This window comes from Rhizobium sp. 9140 (genome assembly GCF_900067135.1).
Taxonomy (GTDB): domain Bacteria; phylum Pseudomonadota; class Alphaproteobacteria; order Rhizobiales; family Rhizobiaceae; genus Ferranicluibacter.
Genome location: NZ_FJUR01000005.1, coordinates 175,078 through 195,653 on the forward strand (window position 1 = coordinate 175,078; position 20,576 = coordinate 195,653).

The following is a 20,576-nucleotide window of genomic DNA, read 5'->3' on the forward strand; positions in this document are numbered from 1 at the left end:
ATGCAGCGGATGACCACAGTCGAAGCCCGAAAAAAAGACGCGCGGGAGAAGATCGAGCTTGGCGGACTGATCGTCAAGGCGGGCTTGCGATACGAGAAGAGAGCGCTTCTGCTTGGCCTGTTGATCGACGCTGGCCAACGGATCAAGGCGGACGAGGGGGAGCGGTCTCGCCTGACGGAGATCGGAGCAAAGGCTTTCACTGATGACGCCTAAAAAGATCTTCCTCGCCGCCGCTCCCGCCGTCGCGATGCTTGCTGTTGTCTTCGCAGTACCAGGTATCGAGCACTGGGTTGCGGGTTTCGGCACGACCAGCGAGGGGCAGGTAATGCTTGGCCGGATCGGACTTGCGCTACCTTATGCGCTCGCGGCTGCTTGCGGTGTCATCTTCTTGTTCGGAGCGAGGGGATCGATCGACATCAGGACCGCAGGATGGAGCGTGGCCACCGGGGGGCTGGGCGTCGTTCTTGTCGGGGCGTTCAGGGAGGGAGCGCGGCTGCTGAGCTTTGCAAGTCAGGTGCCCGCAGGACAGTCAGCGATGTCCTATGCGGACCCGTCGACAGTCCTGGGCGGGGGGCTTGCGATCCTCGCAACATTCTTTGCGCTGCGCGTCGTCAGAATGGGGAACGCCGCTTTTGCGCGGAGCGAACCGAAGCGCATTCGGGGGAGACGCGCGCTCCATGGGGAGGCTGACTGGATGTCGATGCAGGAAGCGGAAAAACTGCTTCCTGAAACGGGTGGCATCGTCATCGGCGAACGATATCGCGTTGACCGCGATAGTCCGGCCGCCGTCTCTTTCCGTGCGGCCGAGCCGGCCACCTGGGGCAGAGGCGGGTCGGCGCCTCTTCTGTGCTTCGACGGTTCCTTTGGTTCGTCGCACGGGATCGTGTTTGCCGGGTCTGGTGGCTTCAAGACCACTTCGGTGACTGTGCCGACCGCGCTCAAATGGGGCGGCTCACTTGTCGTGCTCGACCCGTCGAACGAGGTGGCGCCGATGGTCATGGATCACCGGCGCAAGTCAGGTCGGCGCGTGATCGTGCTCGACCCGAAGATTGCCGGTTCCGGATTCAACGCACTTGATTGGATCGGCCGCCACGGCGGCACCCGGGAAGAGGATATTGCGGCTGTCGCATCCTGGATCATGAGTGATAGCGGCCGCGCGACAGGTGTTCGCGATGATTTTTTCCGTGCATCCGGTCTCCAACTGTTGACGGCGATGATCGCCGACGTCTGCCTCTCCGGTCATACGGATGAAAAGGACCAGACATTGCGGCAGGTCAGAGCCAACCTGTCCGAGCCGGAGCCGAAGCTGCGTGCCCGGCTGCAGGAGATTTACGACAATTCCGCCTCCGACTTCGTGAAGGAGAATGTCGCGGCATTCGTGAACATGACACCTGAAACCTTCTCTGGCGTTTATGCGAACGCGATCAAAGAGACGCACTGGCTGAGCTACACGAATTTCGGCGCGTTAGTGTCCGGCTCCAACTTTTCAACCGATGCTCTGGCGAACGGCGATACGGACGTCTTCATAAACATCGACCTCAAGACCTTGGAGACGCATGCCGGCCTGGCACGCGTTGTGATCGGCTCGTTCCTCAACGCTATCTACAACCGCAATGGTGCTATGAAGAGCCGAACATTGTTCCTCCTTGATGAGGCCGCAAGGCTCGGCTACATGCGGGTGCTTGAAACGGCCCGCGATGCCGGCCGGAAATACGGTATCACCCTCACCATGATCTACCAGTCGATTGGCCAGCTGCGCGAAACATATGGCGGACGCGATGCGTCAAGCAAGTGGTTCGAGAGCGCCAGCTGGATCTCGTTTGCAGCGATCAACGACCCCGAGACGGCCGATTACATTTCGCGTCGCTGCGGCACGACCACGGTCGAGATTGACCAGGTCAGCCGCAGTTTTCAGTCGCGCGGCTCATCGCGGACGCGTTCGAAGCAACTCGCATCACGGCCTCTCATCCAGCCGCACGAGGTCTTGAGAATGCGCGCCGACGAGCAGATCGTATTCACTGCCGGCAATGCGCCATTGCGGTGCGGTCGGGCGATCTGGTTTCGGCGGAACGATATGAAAACCTGTGTAATGCAAAACCCTTTCCATCGTCCGGCTGCTTTGCCGCATGGGGTGTTCGATCAACGCCAGGCAGATCAAGAGTAATGACCAGGAACGTAACCAATGCTGTGTTCGCGGTTACCTTGGCGATGATCTTCGGAACGATCGCCGCGCGGGGTGAAGCGCAGACGCGCTCTTCAGACAGCATGTCTGCCACCTTCACGATTTGCGGAGAAGGGCGACGCGTGAGCTGCGTGGTCGACGGAGATACGTTCTGGTTTCAGCGCCAGAAAATCAGGATCGCGGATATCGACGCGCCTGAACTGAGCCCGCCCCGTTGCCCTTACGAACGGGAGAATGGTGAAGCAGCCAAGCAGCGTCTTCTATCACTTCTCAATCAAGGCAGTTTTTCATTAGCGACGGTAGACCGGGATGAGGATCAATACGGACGAAGACTTCGCCTTGTCACAAGGGCAGGACGGTCCATCGGCGATATCTTGATCGATGAAGGCCTAGCCCGCCCATGGGGAGGGCCGCGGCAAAGCTGGTGCGAGCGAACCGAAGGTTAAAGTCGGTCGCCCCATTTGGCCCTTGGCGATAGTCCTGCTGTCCGAGACCCGGCATATGCGCTACTGGTTTGAGGCGGCGTGGCAACGGGGGGAAGCACATGACGAAACGTAATGGAGAAACGGGCCCAACTGTTGTCGACGCGGTCCAGCTCGGCCGCATCGAAGCGACGCATCGCGGTTTTTTGTATCAGCATCTTTATGTTGCAGCGGTTCTTCTGCGCGCCGCCGAGTTCAAGGTTTCGTCTGTGCTGGTCGAGAGCGATGAGGATCTGGAGATCCTGTCCGACACAGGCCACATCTATGTGCAAGTTAAGCTCCGCGCGGATATCCTGGGCTGGTCGGATATTTCGGATGCGATGGATCGCTTTGCTTCCTATCGTGCCCTGCATGAGGACGGCACGCGCGCCGGATCCGCGCGTTTTGTCATTGCAAGCAGCGCACCACCGCGACCTTCGCTGATCGAACAGATGAACGACCCGGGCTGGCCAGCTGATGTCACGATCGAGTGGCCGGACGGGCGATCCCGGTCCGACAATGTGCTCCCCTGGCCAAGGCCGAATGTGATCGACATGGCCGACCATGTCAGAGCCTTGGCCGAACGGCTGCCATTTGCGGTTCTGACACCTGACACGCTGATGTGGAAGCTTGCCGGAGTCGTCACGCTCGCAGCGGCAGGCCAGCCACCAAGAACCGATCACCAGTTCCGCTCCACCGAGCTGCCGAAACTCTTCGAGCAGTTGGTGATCCAGCTTCAGGACTTTCCAGCCCCTCCGAGCCCATACCGCGAGCAGGAAGACGAGCCATCTCTGACGGGGCATGGACCGATCAGAATGATTACGGGATATTCCGGTTCGGGCAAAACATCGTGGGCAGCGAATGCGGCCCTGCATACGGCAGGCACATTCATCTATTTCGACGCGCAGGACATTCCAGGGGGAGGCCTGGCTGCGGGGCTTGCACGAGAAGTTGCCGCCCGAATCTATCAGGAGAGCGGAGGCCTGGGTGAGGTGCTTCTGCCCGGCGCGTCCGGCGCGGAGATCCTTCAGTCGATCGGAAGGGAGCAGACAGCCGACGAGCCCGTCACGATCGTTTTTGACAATGCACACAAGCCGCCGGCGGCTGATGTGGCGGCATGCATTCGCGCGGCAAAGGGGTTCGGTTTTGTTCTTCTTGGCCAGCCCGGCCGGAACACACAGGAACTCGCCGCGCTCCTTCAGATCGGCGAAGAAACGCTTGTAGGTTGGTCGGTGGATACGATCGCGGCGGAAGCTGCATCAAATTCGTGTGTCGCAGATCCGGCATCCTGCCAGATGCTGCTCGACCAGACTGGAGGACTGCCGCTCTACATTCAGAACGCCGTCGAGATCGCGAGAACAGAACATGCGGGATCGCTCGCAGAATTCTGCAACAAGCTGGCAGGTCTTGTCCACACAGTCGAGACGGCGCAAGAATTCATTCTTGCTCACGTAATCGACGCTCTTCCAGAGACGGCAGGCCGTCTGCTGGCAATTCTCAGCCTGAGCGACATTGCATTGTCCCGTGACGAGGTTGCGGCTTACGCCAACGCCGTGTTCGGCACGAACCCGACAGAACTTGCCGCCAGCCTCCGGCGCCTGCGGACAGCAGGTTTGGTGCAGACGTTCGGAAGTGATGCGCTCAAGGCCCACGATGCGGCGAGACTCGTGGGCCGTAGCCGGCTCCAGGAACTGGGCGATGTCAAAGCTCACACCGCCCGCGTGGCGCTTAAGGATGTTCTCGCAGGTTCGATCCGGAAGCGATGGGAATACAGAAAGGTCGCACTTTACATCCGGATGCTGGGCGAGGCGGGCGAGATAAAGACGCTCGTGCAGTTCGGAACCGATGAAGTCTTTCACGAAATGGGCTTGTGGCCAATCATCGAGCCGCATCTGATGGCAGCGGCATTCGCTGACGATGTTGACGCTGAGTCCAGGTTCTGGGCACTGGATGGCATCGTTTTCAACGAAATGCGCAAACACACAGGCAACCCTCGAAAACACATAGACGAGATGAAGCGCCTGACTGAGCAGTTCGAGCTTGGTGGTGACGAGCGCTTGGCTGTGGGAATGAAGGAAATGACACTTCTTGCGCAGGAGGGAGATGCGGAAGGCGCGAAAAGATTGATGAACAGCGTGCGGGCTGGCCTTCGAAACACACCCGCCCACAGCCGGATCTTTCGTTACAACGTCGCATCTTCAATGTTCTTTCTGGGCGAATACGACGTTGCAGAATCTCAGATCCTGCAGGTTATGGACGAATATTTCAAACTGCTGGGCATCAGGCCGGAGACGGTTGTCGGTCTCAACCCTCCGCAGCTATATCCCCTCCTGACCAAGACGCCTACTGTCGAGGACGACATCAAGCACCTCGCCGACTGCCTGGATCTTCTGGCAAAAATCAAGACGGCGCAGGGTCAGATCTCGCCCTTCGCTCGCCTGCACGCCATAAAATTTTATGCGATGGCGAACTCGCCCGAATCGTTGATCCGGGTCGGCCAGGACCTCGTCGACGAGTTTATGAACAGACATGACTATATTGGTGCGCGTGAGATAATTGAAACAAATCTTCTGCCCAATTTGCTGGAACTGAAACTCGCAAGCTACATGATTCCGGTTCGCTCGCACTACGCGGTTGTGCTCGCCTATTGTGGCGACTTTCCCCGGGCCGACTTGGAAATGGAGAGACTGGCGCCGTACGAAGCCGGTCTCTCCCCACAAGGACGGGCCGAACTCACCGAGCAACGGCGCATTATCGCGCAGTTAAAGCGCTTCGGGCCTCCGCCCCAGCTGCAGCTTCCCGATAATCTCCAGCAGCGCATGGCGGCCTTTCGAGACTCCATCACCAACAATGCCCCGCAAGGCCAACGGACGCGAATTGGCCCTGTGGTTCAGGAAAGAAATACAAGAAATGCCATGGAGGTGGCGGATAGTCCGCGCATCCATGCTAGGGAAACAGCAGGTCCGACTTCGCCATATCCGTCAGACTCATAACGCGGTGTGCCAACGCCCTGTTCTCCGCTGCTGCGCGCGCGAGATGAGCGCCAAGTTTTGCGAGGTTCGACTTTTGCCGTTCATCGAGAGCAGTCACATCATTTCGGATCTTGGCCGTGTCGGTGAGAACGAGATAATTGAAGAATTTTCCCAGCAGACCGGCGGTGATATCCGACAGTTGTATCATGGGCTCAAGCTTGGAATCGGAAAATCGAAACGTAATATTGGAAGGAAGAGGGAACGACTGAAACTTCTCGCGCACCACCTCTTCTACATCGAGGACATGGTCGGACTTTCCCAGGATCGTCAGGCGATGACGGAAGAAGATGTCAAAACCTTCGATGAGAACATGTCCGTCTTCCGGCGTGCCTTCGATGAATGGAAACTCGTCGCCTTCGGCAGCTGCTTCAAAAAGACCATCCAGCATCTGACCATAAACAGGATGGAGATGGCGAGCCTGTCGCTGAAGGATTGTTCTCAGGGCTTCGTAAAATCGCGGTCCTTCCTTCGGATCGATGGCCGGGTAATTGAAGGCTCGAAACAGTGACAGCGTGGTGTTGAAGTCGCGGCGGAGCGCGATGTTCAACATATCCTTCAATGGCGGGAGGACGGGAGCCAAGTCGAACCGGTCCGCTGCCGAAATCGCGCTGTCGACGATATCGACGATCGACCAGTAGAGTTGGTCGAGGCATTGGTAGTGGATGAAGAGGCCTTTTGCCTCAATCCAGTCGAGAAAGTCACCAAGACGTTGGGAGCGCAAGACCTGAATGAAGTCCCCCTTGGCCACGTGGGTGAGCTTGATCTCTGCGGTCGTCGGTTGCAGGTAGAGAACACGCCTTAACTCCTCAATGTCCGGTACGGCAACGCCGCCGGGGATTGCCACACCCGCCAGCACGAAACAGCCAGGATCTTTGACATTCAAGCCGTTCGCGGTGAAATGCAGCTTTCGATGATTGTTGGTCTCATCATAATAGAGCGTGTAGACGACATCGGCCCGTTCCAGGCCGTGCATGCGAATTTCCAGATCGCGAAGATCGTCTACGTCTGTCATTCCGTCAAAACCCCTGTTGCCCGCCGAGCTTGGCGGTCGGCTGCTAGTTTGGCAAGTGCTTTGCACTCGGCGAGAGGATCGTCACCCGAATGGGCGAGACCGCTTGCGGCTTCGGGCCGCAATGCGGCTAGAGCCGTGCGCCCGCGGCGTCTCGCCCAGATCACGTCAACGAAATGAATCACTTGCGCTCTTTCGATTCAAAACTCTCATTGGACGCGAAGTGAAGAATTTCGGATTCTGCGATCATGATCACGCAGCCCTATCGTCTTCATATTGAACGCGTCGACGCCACGAAAAACATGGCGCGGTACTATACGCTGGAAATTACGACGACATTGTTTGGAGAGGCGTGCCTGGTACGCTCGTGGGGGCGCATCGGAAAAAATGGGCAGAGTAAGAAGCACCATTTCGACCGGGAAGAAGACGCCGTCGACCTCTTCCTCGCCCTTGCCCGGCAAAAACGTGCAAGGGGTTATCGACTACGCCACCGTCTGGAAGACTGACTTCCTATAGCTGGCGCCCGCACGCCTTGGTCACAAGCTCCGACTTTTTTGTCTGAGTTTTCCGACGGAAATTTCCTTAGTGATTTAACGCCTAGGATTTCCTCGCGGACCTTAGGGATTATCGCGACAAATGCGACAGCAGAAAATGGGCCGCGCGCTGGTGAGCTGCGCTAGCGTTCCGGGTTCCCGATCTCAAGAAAAAGTCGTGCGCGCCGCCCTCATAAACGTCAAGCGTAACTGGCCCGCCAAGCTGCTGCGCCGACCTTTGCAGCTCCCGGCCGATCGACACGGGAAAAGTCTGGTCGGCGTTGCCCCAAATCAAAAGGAGGGGCGGCAATGAGCGGACAGGCTGCGAATAGCCATTCGGGAAACCGCCATCGACCAGCACCAGAGCGTCAATGTCGCTTCGCCCGGCCGAAGCCGCAGAAGCAATTTGCGCGCCAAGGGAGATTCCAAGAACGCCGATCTTACCGCCGTGGCGCGATTGCCCCTCAAGATGGGCGGCTACACCTTGAACGGCGGAAATCCAGTCCGGCAACCGCTGCGCATAATAGGCGATGCGCCCTCGCGCGCTGCCCGCTTTCGCGATGGCGTCGACGTCGGTCGGAGACAGGACATGAACCAAGTAGGGATTCAAGCCCGCCGCCCGGAACGTCTGGCCGATCTCGTCATAAACGGGTGCTCCAAACCCTCTGCTGCCGCTCAAGATCAGAACGGCCGGGCAGATTGCGCTCGCGCAACCTCCGACGCTCTCGACCAGAACCGCGCCGCTGGCTGTCGGCACAGTGAATTGCTGTCGAGTTGTTTGAGCGTTGGCCCCGACTGGAAGAAGTGAAAGGGCCAGGGCCGCGATAATAATGTTGAATGGACGCATGAACCTGTCTTGTGTGCAATCGCCGCAAAATCCTCGTTTTGAGCGACATTTGTTTTAGTGCTATTGCAAGTCGCAGAATAGGTTGTCAACGGCGGAGTAAAATCCTGCCACGCGGCGGCGCAAAAGTCGGCCACTTGTGGCGCGCGCATGAGACCGCCGGGAGGGCTTAGGCCCGAGCGGGGGTCTCATGCGCGCGTTGCGATTTTCGAAGGGCGTCAGCCGGCCTTTCGGGCGCGGCTTTGGGCGAGACGATAGCTGTCGCCGTTCATCTCGAGGATGCTGACGTGATGGGTGATGCGGTCGAGCAAAGCGCCGGTCAGGCGCTCGGACCCCAAGGTTTCCGTCCATTCGTCAAAAGGAAGGTTGCTGGTGATCAGGGTCGCGCCTCGCTCGTATCGTTGCGAGATCAGCTCGAACAGCAATTCCGCGCCGGTCTTTGACAGCGGCACGAAGCCCAGTTCATCGATGATCAACAGCTGGTAGGCGGCCATCTGCTTCTGGAACCGGATGAGACGCCGCTCGTCGCGCGCCTCCATCATCTCGCTGACCAGTGCGGCCGCTGTCGTGAACCCAACGGACAGGCCCTTCTGGCAGGCGGCCAGGCCGAGGCCGAGCGCCACATGGGTCTTGCCCGTGCCGCTGGGGCCGAGAGCGATAACGTTCTCCCTGCGCTCGATCCATTCGCAGCGCGCCAGTTCCAGCACCTGCATCCTGTTCAGCTTTGGGATGGCGGCGAAGTCGAAACTGTCGAGGCTTTTGACGACCGGGAACCTGGCCGCCTTGATGCGACGCTCGACCTTGCGACGGTCCCGTTCGATCATCTCCCGCTCGGCAAGCCGGGTGAGGTATCCGACATGATCGACGCCTTCGGTGGCGCACAGCCGGGCCAGCTTCTGGTACTCGCGCTGGAAACTCGGCAGCTTCAGGGTTTTGAGATAATGGGTGAGAAGGATCTCGGGTGCTTGGGTGTTCATGCGACTTCTCCCGCATCCGACGACAGGAGACGCATATACGCCTTCGCCGATGTCGTCTCGACCGTCGCCCTCGGCAAATACGGGTAGATGGACAGGTCCAGTCTGGGCGGCCGGCGTTCCACCCGGCACAGGATCAGATGCTTGACGGCGTCAAAGCCAATGGCGCCAAGCTGGATCGCCTGCTTCACCGCCGCATGCAGATCGGCGAGTTCGAAGCTCTCCAGCAGGCGGAGGACCTGCACGTACTCACGCCGGCCGTGTTTGGCCATGCGGCCTTCCATCAACCGGCGCAGCGTAGCGAACTCTTGCGGCAAGTCCCAGCCCTGGAGGGGCGCTGCCTGATCCAGCGAATTGATCTTCTGCTCGATCAGCGGCAGGTAATGGACAGGATCGAAGACGACGTCTTCCCGTTCCCAGCACCGAGGATGGCGGGCGATGATCTCGCCACGGCCACCAATGACCACTTCGTTGACATAGCCGCGCACCCACACATCCTGATGGCCATAGGCGACCGGGACGGAATAGTCGTTGGTCTTGTAGCGCACCAGCGACTGCGCCGTCACCTTGGCACTTGCCTGGTCGCAGGCATCAAATGGCGAGGCTGGCAAGGCGCGCATGGCAGCCAGATCGCGCCGCAAGCGCTCGCCGATCGTCTCGCTCTCGCCGCGCAGCCTGTCGCGCTGGCGCTTCCGGCACTGCTCCTCCAGAAAGGTGTTGAACGCCTCCCATGTCGCAAACTGCGGGATCGGTACCATGAAGTTGCGCCGGGCATAGCCGACGAGACCCTCGACGTTCCCCTTGTCGTTGCCCTTGCCGGGACGGCCATAGCGATCCCGGATAAGGTAGTGGGACAGGAAGCCGCTGAACAACGTCGCGCGCTTGCGGGTGCCGTCAGGCAAAATCTTCGCCACCAGGCAACGGTCGTTGTCGTAGACGATCGATTGCGGCACGGCGCCGAAGAAAGCGAACGCATGGACATGGCCATCGACCCAGGCCTCGGCCACTGCCGCCGGATAGGCCCGCACGTAGCAGCCGTCGCTGTGCGGAAGGTCGAGCACGAAGAAATGCGCCTTCTGCTCGACACCGCCGATGACCACCATCGCCTCACCGAAATCGGCCTGCGCATGGCCGGGCGGATGCGACAGCGGCACGAACACTTCCTGGCGGCGCTGATCCCGCTCGCGCATGTAATCCTTGATGATCGTATAGCCGCCAGTGAACCCGCATTCGTCTCGAAGCCGGTCAAACACCCGCTTGGCCGTATGGCGCTGCTTGCGCGGCACTTGTCTGTCTTCGTCCAGCCAGTGATCGATCGTCGAGACAAACGCATCCAGCTTGGGCCGCCGGATCGGTGATTGTCGCTGATAGCCAGGTGGCGTCGAATAGGACAGCATCTTGGAAACGCTGTCGCGCGATATGTTGAAATGCTTTGCAGCCTGACGCCGGCTCATGCCTTCCGAGCAAGCCAGTCGAACCTTCAGATATAATTCCACGGTATAGATCCCCAGGCCCTCCTGCGCTCATTGCAGAAGAGAAATAGGTGGCCGACTTTTACGCCGCCCGAAGCGGGACAATCCCGCCGCTACCGTGGTCTAATTTTGCACCGCCGCTCTCATAGGTAGATTTGCAACAACAGCAATCGGTAGGTCAGCCCAAGTCGGCCTCGGAAAATGATAATCAGCGTCGCAACTCCCGATCGGCGAACGTCCTCGGAGCTCCAGAAGGTCACCGCGTGTCAGAGGTCGAAACACTACCATTCCATCCCGCTACCGCAACGAATGGCGATCCCGCAACGTAACAAGATTGCAATTTCGAGAGCGTGAATCAAACAAAAGAGATGGAACCGTAGCTCCTTGTATGTTGATGCGAGACCCCAACGGAACGAAATGGTGAGAAGCATCGTGCTCTCATCGCATCGGCTGAAAAATAACGCTAAAGTTTAGGCAGCTATCCCGACACAAACAAGGAATTGAATTTCAGCGTAGTTCGGCATATAAATCTTGTGTCCAGCTCCCATATTGTGAGCTTCGACCATCGCTGAACGCTCTTTGCAATCCTTGGACCTGGAAAGGGGATCGGGTTGAATAGCGCTGACCATCATGTGTATCTCTCCATTAGAGAGCAAATCTTCGATGGCAGACTTCCAGCAAACTCGTTCATCCACATTCAGAGCTTAGCCACATTCCATAAAGTTAGCGCGCTTCCAGTCAGAGAAGCGTTAATCCGTCTCTCGGCGGAAGACCTGGTGGAATACAACAGATCGAGAGGCTTTATGCCCTCCCTGATTAGCTTGAATACGCTGGTCGACAGTTATGACATAATTTACCACATCTATCAGCTCAATTTGAGAATAAATATAGCAACGAAGCCGGCAGACAATCTACCCGATGATGAAATTATCATGAGCATCGCCGAAGACGAAAACATTACGGCTAGATCTGTTGATGAAGCTTTGGAGCTTTTTGCGTCTCGACTGCTGAGGGAGCACTTCTATGGTTGCTTTCTTAGAGAGCTGAGGCGCACCCGGCCCTTTCGATTCCAAACTTTTCAACTGAGGGACGATATCGCTTTGATCGCGGAATATATCCGCGACATGAAGGCGATGGTTATAAATCGCGAGTACGCAAAGATATACAGAACAAACAGAGATTTTCAAAGGGCCAATATTTCCAAACTGAAAGATAGATACCACTTATTTGTAGAAAACACCCGGAAGAGCCAAGTATATAATACAATTATATCATGATTATATTTGTTTAATTTCATTAAAATATAGGGATGGCGCTTCTTCCTCTGAGAATCGTGTGTCAAAATCTCCTAGCCACTGAAAAGGTCAGTGAAAAGGAGGAAAGATATGACCCAGACGCAAATCCCGGGCGAGCAGGCTGTTGCCATGCCACCCCCATCAACCGTTACCTCCCCGGAGAAAGTCAGTTCCGGAGCAATCGCCAGCGGCCATGCACAGGTTGTTCCCGGTTACGTCGAAGATGCAAGGCGGCGCGCCGAAATGGCAGATCGCTTCACGCTCGAACCGATCCTCGCCCGCTATTGCAAGGAAGAAGGGCTTTCGATGGAGATCGCGAAGGATCATCGACGCGAAATGTTGCGCTTTCTCGCGCTTTGCGGGACAGCGACACAGCACGGCAAATTCTACGGGATGACCGGCGCTGTCGACGAACTTTGGCATACCTTCGTCATCTTCACCCGTGAATATGCTGCTTTCTGCGATGCCGTGGCGGGGAGGTTCCTGCATCACGTGCCGGAGGTCGAGGGCCAGATGTCCGCAAACACCTTCGAGCATTACCTCGCCTTCCTCGCCGACTACGAGGCGGTGTTCAATGAGCCGGCTCCTGCCGCCTACTGGCCGCGGCCCGAGGGCGATCCAGAGTCGGTCGCCTGTAAGGGTTGCAGCGCCTGCAGTAGCTGCGGTGGCGGAGGCTCCTGCACCGTACACTGACGACCCCATCGAGTTGAACAAATTAGGAGATGAAACGATGCTTCAAGAAGCGATCGAAGACCGCAATGCTGTCGCCAGCGCCCCGGCTGGAATGCAACCTGCTGACGCCGATGCGGCGACAAAGCAAACAGTCGGATATGCTTCAACCATCCCCGACTTTATCAAAGACGCTCGTCGGCGGACCAAAGTTGCCGAGAGCTTCGCTCTTGAGCCGATCCTTGCTCGCTATTGCAAGGAAGAAGGGCTTTCGATGGAGATCGCGAAGGATCATCGACGCGAAATGTTGCGCTTTCTCGCGCTTTGCGGGACAGCGACACAGCACGGTAAATTCTACGGAATGACCGGCGCAGTCGACGAACTGTGGCATACCTTCGTCATCTTCACTCGAGAATATGCCGCTTTCTGCGATGCCGTGGCGGGCCGGTTCCTGCACCATGTGCCGGAGGTCGAAGGCCAGATGTCAGAAGGAACCTTCGAGCACTACCTCGCCTTTCTTACTGACTACGAGGAGGTGTTCAACGAGCCGGCTCCTGCCGCCTACTGGCCGCGGCCCGACGGCGACCCGGAATCGGTAGCCTGCAGAGGGTGCAGCGGTTGCAATAGTTGCTCCGGCCAGAGCTGCACCGTCCATTAATCGCCGATGCATTCGCCGAAAGTCCACCTCGGGCGGATAGCCGAGGTGGATCGGCTGAGGAGGTTTCAAATGCATGTTCTTCTTTTTGGAAAAATTCCACCCATTCAAGGGGGAGTTTCTCGCAGCACGTGGCTAGCCGCCTGTGACTTTCTGGACGCCGGACACTCCATCGACGTCATCACCAATGCGGAGGCGATGGAATATGGGTTTCGCCAGATGACAATGGAAGCTGACGACGAGATAGAAGTCTTTCAGCAGCGAGGCGGCACAATTCATAATGTCGAGAGCATTCCAACCCAATCATATATCCCCTGGGCGCCTCCGTTTTTAACCCAGATGCTTGGTGCGGGCCTTGAAAGCATCAAGCGCAAAGTCCCTGATATAATCATCGGCTGGTACTTCGAACCTTACGGCGTCGCGGCATCATTGCTCGGAAGGATGTATAATGTCCCGGTAGTTCTGCGGCATGCAGGTAGCGATCTGGGCCGACTGCGGAATGTCTCAACCCTGGGCATCGCATATGATGCATTTCTATCGGAGGCCGCGGCCGTGATAACGGGAAAGAGCGCCCAAACCGAGACTATTTTGAAACAAGCCGGCGTCAGGGACGATGCCGTATTCAGGGCCAAGGGTAGGGCCCTGCACAGATCGTTTTGCGATCCTTCACAAGTTTTCGACTTGCCCGAGCTCGTCGCCCGGTCGGAGGAGTGGTTCTCGAATTACGGCTTCGATGACGACACCTATCAAAAGCTGATCGCATGGAATCGCGCAGGCCTGGAAAGTGATGACCCTGCGATCGGCTCATATGGGAAAATCGCGGAAGTTAAAGGCACTTACAACCTCATCGACGCAATCGACGCTCTCGCAAGCAAGGGGATCAAGGTATCTTATCGGGCATTATGGAGCGCGACGCCAAAGAGGTTCGCCCATGCGTTCAAATATCTGTCCGAAAGACAGAACATGCGAGGCCGCTCCATTGTCTTGCCGCCAGTAGCTCCATGGCGGGTGCCAGGATTTATCCGGTCGTGCTCGGCGGTGGCGTTTCTGGAAAATCGTTTCCCAATAACATTTCACACTCCACAAGTCCCGCGCGAGGTAATAGCCTGCGGATCCCCCTTAATCCTCAGTGGGGAAATCTATGAGAAGGTGTATTTTGGAAGCCAACTCGTGGATCGGGTCAACGTCCTGAAGATCGATGATCCGCAAGACGTCGCGCAATTGGAAAAAGGAATCGCCGATCTGATCGCGAGCTCCGAATTGCGGCAGTGCCTGATCCATCACAGCAAGGCGCTTTCGCGGGTCCTTGAAGCGCGAGCCCCCATTGGAGATCCTATCGTTGAAATTGCTGAAGGATTGGTTGGCAATGAATATCGCTCAGCGGCCGTCGGCTAGTTTATCAGGCTTCGATGAATCTCCAGGGCAAGTCGATCAGAAAGCGGCGGCCAAGGCATTGTTGCGTTCCATTGTGGCGCTTCAAAGCAGCCGAACGATATTCGTGTTCCTGTTTCTGAGCATTGTGCTTTCTTTCCTTGCTAGCGTCCTGCTGGCGATCTCGCCGGTTCTTTTTTCAAAAGCCGTTGACGCGCTCTCGTCGGAAAGCACGGTAACTTCGGGAGCGTTGATTTTTGTCCTGCTCTCCCTAATCGCGCTCGGCATCTCCAAATTCCTTACCGAGCAGCGCTGGCTCATCTATCAGCCCGCCGAGAACCGAATACTAAATTCGGTCCGTGAAACCTACCTTCAGCATTTGCTGAATCTTCCGGTCAGCTTTCATGTCAACCGCTCGATGGGGCGACTTGATTCAATTGTCGGCCAAGGTCTGGCCGGGATTCAAACACTCAGCGGAATGGTGTTTACCCAGCTTTCTCCGCTAATATTTGAAATCCTCATCACATCGGCCGCTGTCTTCACATTTGTTGATGCTGACATATCCGCAATAATCCTCGCTACGATTGTGTTCTACGTTCTCACACTTGTCATTGGTGCCGAATGGGCGAGCAGACGACTAAAAATGGCGTTGAATGTCTCGATTGAGGCCCAAGGCGCGGCCGGCGATGCAATATTGAACGCCGAAGGGATAAAGACACTTGTCATCGAAGATGAGATCGTCAGATCATATCGCGAACGATTGCATGATGTTCATCTGCGCTTCCGAAAATTCTACTTCAGTCGCGGCTTTCTTGGCATCACCCTATCTGCCGTTCTGCTTTGTGGATTTGCTGCCGCCCTGTGGCTGTCAGCTACGCGGGCTGTATTAGGCGAGTTGTCCGTCGGCGCTCTCGTCCTGACGAACACCTACATATTGCAGCTTTTCCGAACGATGGAAGGATTTAGTTTTTCGTACCGTGACACCAGGCAGTCCTTTGAATCTGTTAAACGGTTTCTGGAAGTTTTTGCTGAGGATAGGGATGCGGATCAGCGTTCTCTCGGTCCAGTTGATGCTCTCTCGGCGATTGACATCGACAAAGTGAGCTACAAATATCCTGATGGTCGATGGGCGCTCCGTAATGCCAGCTTGCGGGTCGAAAAAGGCAAGATTACTGCTTTGCTTGGGAAATCTGGCAGCGGAAAATCAACGCTAGTCCGTCTCGTTTTGAAGTCGTTGCCCCTAAGCGAAGGCAATATCCGCGCCAATGGCGTGGATATCAACGAGCTCAACGGTCTTGAACTTCGTCGAAAGATCGCCGTCGTCCCGCAGGATGCGGTAATGTTTCGCGAAAGCCTTGGTTTCAATATCAGCCTTTCGTCCAACCCCGATCAGAGGAAGATGGAAGCAGCCGTCAGAGCAGCCGAAATTGCCGATCTTGTTTTGGGCCTCCCTGATGGTTACGACACCGAAATAGGGGAGCGGGGTTTCAAACTATCAGGCGGCGAACGCCAACGGCTGGCGATAGCAAGAGCGATTTATCGCGACGCGGACATACTCATTTTTGACGAAGCCACCTCTGCACTGGACGAAAGAACGAAGGCTGAGATTTTGAACTTGATCAGGTCGCTGTCCGTCAGCCGGGGGATATTGCTGATAACCCATGATCAGGCGGTGGCGGCAATAGCCGACACCATAGTGGCGCTTGATCGTGAGAAGGATCAAAACAGCCTGCCGACCTGACGCGATCTCTCAATGATCCGCGTAAGTTATGCTCGCGTCAGCTCGAGCGCCTCAAGGCAGCGGGTTGCGAAATTATTCAATCCGAAACAGTCTTTGGCGCATTGCGAGACGGGCGCACTGAACTGGAAACCGTTCTCCAGTTTCTCCGCACGGGTGACGAGCTTGTCGTTTTACGTCTCGACATCCTCGGGCGATCAACGCGCGACGTGCTCAATCGGCTCCACGAACTGGACTGCAAGGGTGCGTCACTGCGGGTTCTTGAGCCGCAAGTCTCAACGGCCGGAGATGGCGGACAGCTCGTTATCACGATCCTTGGCATGGTCGCGGATATGGAGCTGCGGTTCATGAAGGATCGGCAACGACGTTGAAAGGAGCGGGCTCGACGCCCTTTACCGGCTTTCTCAAGGCGACCGGTTGGCCCCGCCCTGGCGGCGGGGCCTGCAGGTCTCAGTCGCGGTTCGGGCGGGACCAGATCAGCTGGTAGCCATCCTCACCTTCCACCTCGCTCAGCGTGGCGTAGATCGGGGCGGGGAAGCTCGGATCGTCGAGCTTGACCGAGAGGTAGTCGCGGTCGCTCTCGCTGGAGCGCTTCTGCCAGGCGGCGCCGAGTTCAACGGAGCCGGCGAAGATGCGGAACTGCGGGCCTTTGTCCGAGGGGTTCTCGATGCGGGCGATGCGAGCCTTGACGTTGAGAGCGAGGGTGCGGATCGAACCGGTGAAACCGTTTTCGGTGGAGGTGAAGGTGCCGATGGTAGCCATTGTCATATTCCTTTTTTGCTGTTTCGGGCCGCTCCATTGCGGCCTCGATGGCAGTCGCAAAGGCCGGGGACGATCGGACCGCACCCAAAGGGCCGGAACAGCGTGGAGGGGGGCGCGGAGACACTTTCTTGTTTCGCGAGGAATGGCGGCGTGAGCCGGCAGGGGATGAAAGTTTTGCAGAGCCGTTGCGGGATCAAGAGCGAGGCGAAGCCGTTCTCCGGTCAGACCTGCCCCATCGAGCCCGCCTATGGAGCCCCTCCCAAACGGAGAAGGGATATGACGATGGCGAACCGCACAGTGCAATCCCCAGCAAATGGCTCCGGCGGGTTGCAGCATCTGCCAGAGCTACTGTGAAGTTTTGCACACTCGTTGCAGACCATCGGCCAGGCTCTGCTTGCAACAATCGTCGTGTCATAAAGTTGCCAGTGACCGGCCGCCTGGAGCAAAAAGCATCAGCATGCCGTCCGTCTTCGTTGGGATCAGATGCCCGTTGATGCAGTCGCTTACGTCAGTTTCCCCGCTCGATCTGGAAGTATCACGCATTTGAACAAGATGATTATTGGCGAAGCCGCGGTGTTGTTTTATTAGCGGATTGCTCGCATCTTCAGGAGACCGTGAATGACTGATATCCCCATCCGTTGTTTTGCCGTCTCGGTTGTCGTTCTCCGTGTAGTCAACGACGAAACGAAGGTCTTGTTACTTCGTCGAAACCACACTTTGATTGGAGAGTGGTGTCAGGTAGCTGGCGCCATAGAGAGCGGCGAAAAAGCCTGGGAGGCAGCCCTCAGAGAAGTGAGGGAAGAGACGGGCTTGATCTGCGACAGCCTCTATTCGGCTGATATCTGCGAGCAATTCTATGAAGCTGATCGCGACGCTATATGTATGCTGCCTGTTTTTGTTGGGTTCGCGAACGGCGAAGCGCCCGTTGTTCTCAATGAGGAACATAGCGAATTTTGCTGGGTGCCATTTGAAACTGCGATCAGCCTGGTGCCTTTCGCAGGGCAGCGTCACGTTCTAAGACATATCCAAGCCGAGTTCGCTGAAAAACAGCCGCTTCGGCATCTTCTTATCGATATGTTGCCGCCGGCCCAGCCTGAGACATGATATAGCCGACCTCATTCGAGGTCAGCGAGATAGAGTGCGATGTCGCGAGCAAACTGCTCATCCTCAGCTTGCGCCTGAGCGATCAGGGCGGCGAGTTCGGCCTCCGCCATCGCGCGTTCGGTCTTGGTGAAATAGCAGCTCCGAAGCTCGGCGCGCAGTTCGTTGATTTGATCGAGAGTAGTCATGTTGATCGTCTCCTTTTTGATGACGTCAACGGGGCGACGTGCGCACGAAGCCCGGGTCAAGGAGCGCGAAGCGACCGCCAGCGGCGGCGAGTGGGGTGCCGGTTTTGTCGGAGCGCAGGGAACCGGAGCGGAGGCAAAATCGGGGGCCCACGCTGTCCTTTAGGCGGGCTGAGAAGCCGTAAAGTAGGACGGCAGAAAGAAGAGAACCCGCGTCACGACCAGGGACGCGACCGTACTCCGTAAGGCGCTGTCTTCTGGTGATGTCGATAACAGTAAGTACCTCCTCGATACTTTGGAGGTTTTACAGTTATTCTCGAAACCCTCACGGCACGGGCAACTCCCGCTTTGGTTTCCAGACCTTCGGAAACGGCGTTGAAAGGAGCGGGCTGGACGCCCTTTACCGGCTTTCTCAAGGCGACCGGTTGGCCCCGCCCTGGCGGCGGGGCCTGCAGGTCTCAGTCGCGGTTCGGGCGGGACCAGATCAGCTGGTAGCCATCCTCACCTTCCACCTCGCTCAGCGTGGCGTAGATCGGGGCGGGGAAGCTCGGATCGTCGAGCTTGACCGAGAGGTAGTCGCGGTCGCTCTCGCTGGAGCGCTTCTGCCAGGCGGCGCCGAGTTCAACGGAGCCGGCGAAGATGCGGAACTGCGGGCCTTTGTCCGAGGGGTTCTCGATGCGGGCGATGCGAGCCTTGACGTTGAGAGCGAGGGTGCGGATCGAACCGGTGAAACCGTTTTCGGTGGAGGTGAAGGTGCCGATGGTAGCCATTGTCATATTCCTTTTTTGCTGTTTCGGGCCGCTCCATTGCGGCCTCGATGGCAGTCGCAAAGGCCAGGGACGATCGGACCGCACCCAAAGGGCCGGAACAGCGTGGAGGGCGGCGCGGAGACACTTTCTTGTTTCGCGAGGAATGGCGGCGTGAGCCGGCAGGGGATGAAAGTTTTGCAGAGCCGTTGCGGGATCAAGAGCGAGGCGAAGCCGTTCTCCGGTCAGACCTGCCCCATCGAGCCCGCCTATGGAGCCCCTTCCAAACGGGAAAAGGAATATGACGATGGCGAACCGCCATAATGCAAATCCCCAGCAAATGGCCCGGCGGGTTGCAGCCTCTGCAAAAGCCACCGTAAAGACTTGCACACTCGTTGCAGACCATCGGCCAGGCTCCGCTTGCAACAATCGTCCTGTCGCAGAGGTGCCTGTGACCTGCCGCCTGGAGCAAAAGCATCAGGATGCCGTCCGTCTATCGTGGGGATCAAGCAATCCCGTAGGCCGAAACCCGACACCCGGCAAACGTCGTTTTTGGGGAAGCTGGTTTTGAGGATTGCCGAGGATTATCTGGCTGAGGCGAACCCGATGATTGAGCCGGCCACCGCTGAGCGAGGCGACCGGCCTTGACGCCATCCGAGGCGGAAACCTTCAGGCCACCTTCCGAGCCTCCTCCTCCACGGGCTGCAGCCCGTGGAGAAAAGTTGCCGCGCGCTGCGCATGCGCCGCCGCTTGGAAGATTGCCCGTGTGTCGTTTGCCAATACGTCGAGCCATGACTGAAGGTAGGAGGCATGGTCGGGCCGCGGCTCGAGTTCCGGTACGATCCCCAGATCGGCACATAAAAAGCAGCTGCCGAGTTCGACAAGATATCCTGACAGTCAAGCAGCAAAGCCGCTGTCGACCCAAACCGGTCATCAGCTAGCGCTGTGCAGATGCCATGAACCCAGCGGCCAGCAGGATCATTCCGCCCGCCGTTCCGTCAATCAACCTGCGCTTCTTGTCATTGAGGTGGCCACCGCCGAGACGGGACAAGGTAAGGCTCAGGATCGAGTAAACGACCGCACACCAGAACATGAACGCGAGAGACAGGCTTATGGCTTGTAAGGTCACGTTGCCCGCCTGATGGTCCATGAACTGGGGGAGGATGGCGACGTAGATCATCATACCCTTTGGGTTCAGGAGCGCCGTCAGGAAGCCCTTGGAAAGCTGGTTCTCGACCTTCCGCCCGGATACGGCGATGTCCTGAGACTGCATGGCTGATCTGATGAGCTTGTAGGCGAGGAAGAGCAGATAGGCGATACCGATCCATCTGATCGCCTCGAACAGGACGGGAGAGGCCGCGACGACGGCGGCAAGTCCAAGGGCGACCAAAAGGGAATGAACGCCATAGCCCAGCACCACGCCGAGCGTTGAGCGAAGCCCTGCTCGCGATCCCCCGGACACAGCCTGGGACGCGATGAAGAGCATGTCGGGCCAGGCGTGCAGATCAGTGGCAGAACCGTGGCGGAAAAGAGTAGGAGCAGATGTG

The 20,576-nt window shown here is 57.5% G+C and carries 19 protein-coding genes and 1 pseudogene; 11 read left to right on the forward strand and 9 right to left on the reverse strand.

What is annotated here, in order from left to right; translation table 11 throughout:
• The 3 genes from GA0004734_RS24715 to GA0004734_RS24725 are packed head-to-tail and all read left to right on the forward strand — an operon-like array spanning position 1 to position 2,628.
• The gene (locus tag GA0004734_RS24715) at positions 1-213 is read left to right on the forward strand and encodes a type IV conjugative transfer system coupling protein TraD (protein ID WP_080823884.1); all 213 of its coding nucleotides are present in this window, start codon (positions 1-3) and stop codon (positions 211-213) included.
• Complete coding sequence (gene traG, locus GA0004734_RS24720) at positions 203-2,164, forward strand: Ti-type conjugative transfer system protein TraG (RefSeq protein WP_080823883.1); 1,962 nt, start codon at positions 203-205, stop codon at positions 2,162-2,164. The genes GA0004734_RS24715 and traG overlap by 11 nt, the downstream gene beginning before the upstream one ends.
• A gap of 44 nt (positions 2,165-2,208) precedes the next feature.
• Complete coding sequence (locus GA0004734_RS24725) at positions 2,209-2,628, forward strand: thermonuclease family protein (RefSeq protein WP_234899600.1); 420 nt, start codon at positions 2,209-2,211, stop codon at positions 2,626-2,628.
• Positions 2,629-5,589: 2,961 nt separating this feature from the next.
• Here GA0004734_RS24725 and GA0004734_RS24735 read toward each other — a convergent pair.
• Positions 5,590-6,687: a DUF3800 domain-containing protein gene (locus GA0004734_RS24735; RefSeq protein ID WP_080823880.1), complete on the reverse strand. Its 1,098-nt coding sequence runs from the start codon at positions 6,685-6,687 to the stop codon at positions 5,590-5,592.
• 245 nt (positions 6,688-6,932) lie between these two features.
• On the opposite strand from GA0004734_RS24735, the gene GA0004734_RS24740 reads away from it, so the two are divergent.
• Positions 6,933-7,190 (forward strand): WGR domain-containing protein, encoded by a 258-nt coding sequence (locus GA0004734_RS24740; RefSeq protein ID WP_080823879.1) that lies wholly within the window; start codon positions 6,933-6,935, stop codon positions 7,188-7,190.
• A gap of 118 nt (positions 7,191-7,308) precedes the next feature.
• On the opposite strand, the gene GA0004734_RS24745 is transcribed toward GA0004734_RS24740, so the two are convergent.
• The 3 genes from GA0004734_RS24745 to istA form a co-directional block, all read right to left on the reverse strand.
• Positions 7,309-8,064, reverse strand: coding sequence for a dienelactone hydrolase family protein (locus GA0004734_RS24745; protein WP_080823878.1), 756 nt, complete (start codon positions 8,062-8,064; stop codon positions 7,309-7,311).
• A 215-nt stretch (positions 8,065-8,279) separates the two neighbouring features.
• Positions 8,280-9,038 carry an IS21-like element helper ATPase IstB gene (gene istB, locus GA0004734_RS24750; protein WP_092930036.1) on the reverse strand — a complete coding sequence of 253 codons (759 nt, stop codon included), beginning with the start codon at positions 9,036-9,038 and terminating at the stop codon, positions 8,280-8,282.
• Positions 9,035-10,531 carry an IS21 family transposase gene (gene istA, locus GA0004734_RS24755; protein WP_139056207.1) on the reverse strand — a complete coding sequence of 499 codons (1,497 nt, stop codon included), beginning with the start codon at positions 10,529-10,531 and terminating at the stop codon, positions 9,035-9,037. The genes istB and istA overlap by 4 nt, the downstream gene beginning before the upstream one ends.
• Before the next feature lie 587 nt (positions 10,532-11,118).
• Here istA and GA0004734_RS24760 point away from each other — a divergent pair.
• The 6 genes from GA0004734_RS24760 to GA0004734_RS24785 all read left to right on the forward strand — a co-directional run bounded on the left by GA0004734_RS24760 (position 11,119) and on the right by GA0004734_RS24785 (position 16,606).
• A complete protein-coding gene (locus GA0004734_RS24760; protein WP_167378264.1) occupies positions 11,119-11,784 on the forward strand; it encodes a GntR family transcriptional regulator in 666 nt (221 codons plus the stop codon).
• Positions 11,785-11,892: 108 nt separating this feature from the next.
• Positions 11,893-12,495 carry a glycine-rich domain-containing protein gene (locus GA0004734_RS24765; protein ID WP_080823876.1) on the forward strand — a complete coding sequence of 201 codons (603 nt, stop codon included), beginning with the start codon at positions 11,893-11,895 and terminating at the stop codon, positions 12,493-12,495.
• Positions 12,496-12,532: 37 nt separating this feature from the next.
• Positions 12,533-13,129, forward strand: coding sequence for a glycine-rich domain-containing protein (locus GA0004734_RS24770; RefSeq protein ID WP_080823875.1), 597 nt, complete (start codon positions 12,533-12,535; stop codon positions 13,127-13,129).
• Positions 13,130-13,198: 69 nt separating this feature from the next.
• Positions 13,199-14,521, forward strand: coding sequence for a glycosyltransferase (locus tag GA0004734_RS24775; protein ID WP_092938665.1), 1,323 nt, complete (start codon positions 13,199-13,201; stop codon positions 14,519-14,521).
• Complete coding sequence (locus GA0004734_RS24780) at positions 14,466-16,238, forward strand: ABC transporter ATP-binding protein (RefSeq protein ID WP_137040031.1); 1,773 nt, start codon at positions 14,466-14,468, stop codon at positions 16,236-16,238. Before GA0004734_RS24775 ends, GA0004734_RS24780 begins: the two co-directional genes overlap by 56 nt.
• 74 nt (positions 16,239-16,312) lie before the next feature.
• Complete coding sequence (locus GA0004734_RS24785; RefSeq protein ID WP_234899606.1) at positions 16,313-16,606, forward strand: recombinase family protein; 294 nt, start codon at positions 16,313-16,315, stop codon at positions 16,604-16,606.
• Between the two features lie 79 nt (positions 16,607-16,685).
• Here the strand turns inward: GA0004734_RS24785 and GA0004734_RS24790 are convergent, their stop codons facing one another.
• A complete protein-coding gene (locus GA0004734_RS24790) occupies positions 16,686-16,997 on the reverse strand; it encodes a DUF736 domain-containing protein (RefSeq protein WP_003501768.1) in 312 nt (103 codons plus the stop codon).
• A 618-nt stretch (positions 16,998-17,615) separates the two neighbouring features.
• Between GA0004734_RS24790 and GA0004734_RS24805 the strand changes: the two genes are divergently transcribed.
• The gene (locus tag GA0004734_RS24805; RefSeq protein WP_080823872.1) at positions 17,616-18,101 is read left to right on the forward strand and encodes an NUDIX hydrolase; all 486 of its coding nucleotides are present in this window, start codon (positions 17,616-17,618) and stop codon (positions 18,099-18,101) included.
• Between the two features lie 11 nt (positions 18,102-18,112).
• Here the strand turns inward: GA0004734_RS24805 and GA0004734_RS26225 are convergent, their stop codons facing one another.
• From GA0004734_RS26225 to GA0004734_RS24825, 4 genes and pseudogenes are all read right to left on the reverse strand, one after another.
• Positions 18,113-18,286: a hypothetical protein gene (locus tag GA0004734_RS26225; RefSeq protein ID WP_167378263.1), complete on the reverse strand. Its 174-nt coding sequence runs from the start codon at positions 18,284-18,286 to the stop codon at positions 18,113-18,115.
• A gap of 455 nt (positions 18,287-18,741) precedes the next feature.
• Positions 18,742-19,053, reverse strand: coding sequence for a DUF736 domain-containing protein (locus GA0004734_RS24810; RefSeq protein WP_003501768.1), 312 nt, complete (start codon positions 19,051-19,053; stop codon positions 18,742-18,744).
• A 645-nt stretch (positions 19,054-19,698) separates the two neighbouring features.
• A pseudogene (locus tag GA0004734_RS24820) lies at positions 19,699-19,908 on the reverse strand (zincin-like metallopeptidase domain-containing protein); the annotation flags it as partial.
• Between the two features lie 58 nt (positions 19,909-19,966).
• The gene (locus tag GA0004734_RS24825; protein WP_245292640.1) at positions 19,967-20,515 is read right to left on the reverse strand and encodes a LysE family translocator; all 549 of its coding nucleotides are present in this window, start codon (positions 20,513-20,515) and stop codon (positions 19,967-19,969) included.
• Between the last annotated feature and the right edge of the window lie 61 nt (positions 20,516-20,576).

Coding starts and splice junctions, on each gene's coding strand:
- GA0004734_RS24745 (WP_080823878.1), bottom strand. CDS start 8,064: ATGCGTCCATTCAACATTATTATCGCGGCCCTGGCCCTTTCACTTCTT.
- GA0004734_RS24810 (WP_003501768.1), bottom strand. CDS start 19,053: ATGGCTACCATCGGCACCTTCACCTCCACCGAAAACGGTTTCACCGGT.
- GA0004734_RS24805 (WP_080823872.1), top strand. CDS start 17,616: ATGACTGATATCCCCATCCGTTGTTTTGCCGTCTCGGTTGTCGTTCTC.
- GA0004734_RS24735 (WP_080823880.1), bottom strand. CDS start 6,687: ATGACAGACGTAGACGATCTTCGCGATCTGGAAATTCGCATGCACGGC.
- traG (WP_080823883.1), top strand. CDS start 203: ATGACGCCTAAAAAGATCTTCCTCGCCGCCGCTCCCGCCGTCGCGATG.
- GA0004734_RS24740 (WP_080823879.1), top strand. CDS start 6,933: ATGATCACGCAGCCCTATCGTCTTCATATTGAACGCGTCGACGCCACG.
- GA0004734_RS24715 (WP_080823884.1), top strand. CDS start 1: ATGCAGCGGATGACCACAGTCGAAGCCCGAAAAAAAGACGCGCGGGAG.
- GA0004734_RS24770 (WP_080823875.1), top strand. CDS start 12,533: ATGCTTCAAGAAGCGATCGAAGACCGCAATGCTGTCGCCAGCGCCCCG.
- GA0004734_RS24790 (WP_003501768.1), bottom strand. CDS start 16,997: ATGGCTACCATCGGCACCTTCACCTCCACCGAAAACGGTTTCACCGGT.
- GA0004734_RS24765 (WP_080823876.1), top strand. CDS start 11,893: ATGACCCAGACGCAAATCCCGGGCGAGCAGGCTGTTGCCATGCCACCC.
- istB (WP_092930036.1), bottom strand. CDS start 9,038: ATGAACACCCAAGCACCCGAGATCCTTCTCACCCATTATCTCAAAACC.
- GA0004734_RS26225 (WP_167378263.1), bottom strand. CDS start 18,286: ATGACTACTCTCGATCAAATCAACGAACTGCGCGCCGAGCTTCGGAGC.
- GA0004734_RS24825 (WP_245292640.1), bottom strand. CDS start 20,515: ATGCTCTTCATCGCGTCCCAGGCTGTGTCCGGGGGATCGCGAGCAGGG.
- GA0004734_RS24725 (WP_234899600.1), top strand. CDS start 2,209: ATGATCTTCGGAACGATCGCCGCGCGGGGTGAAGCGCAGACGCGCTCT.
- GA0004734_RS24775 (WP_092938665.1), top strand. CDS start 13,199: ATGCATGTTCTTCTTTTTGGAAAAATTCCACCCATTCAAGGGGGAGTT.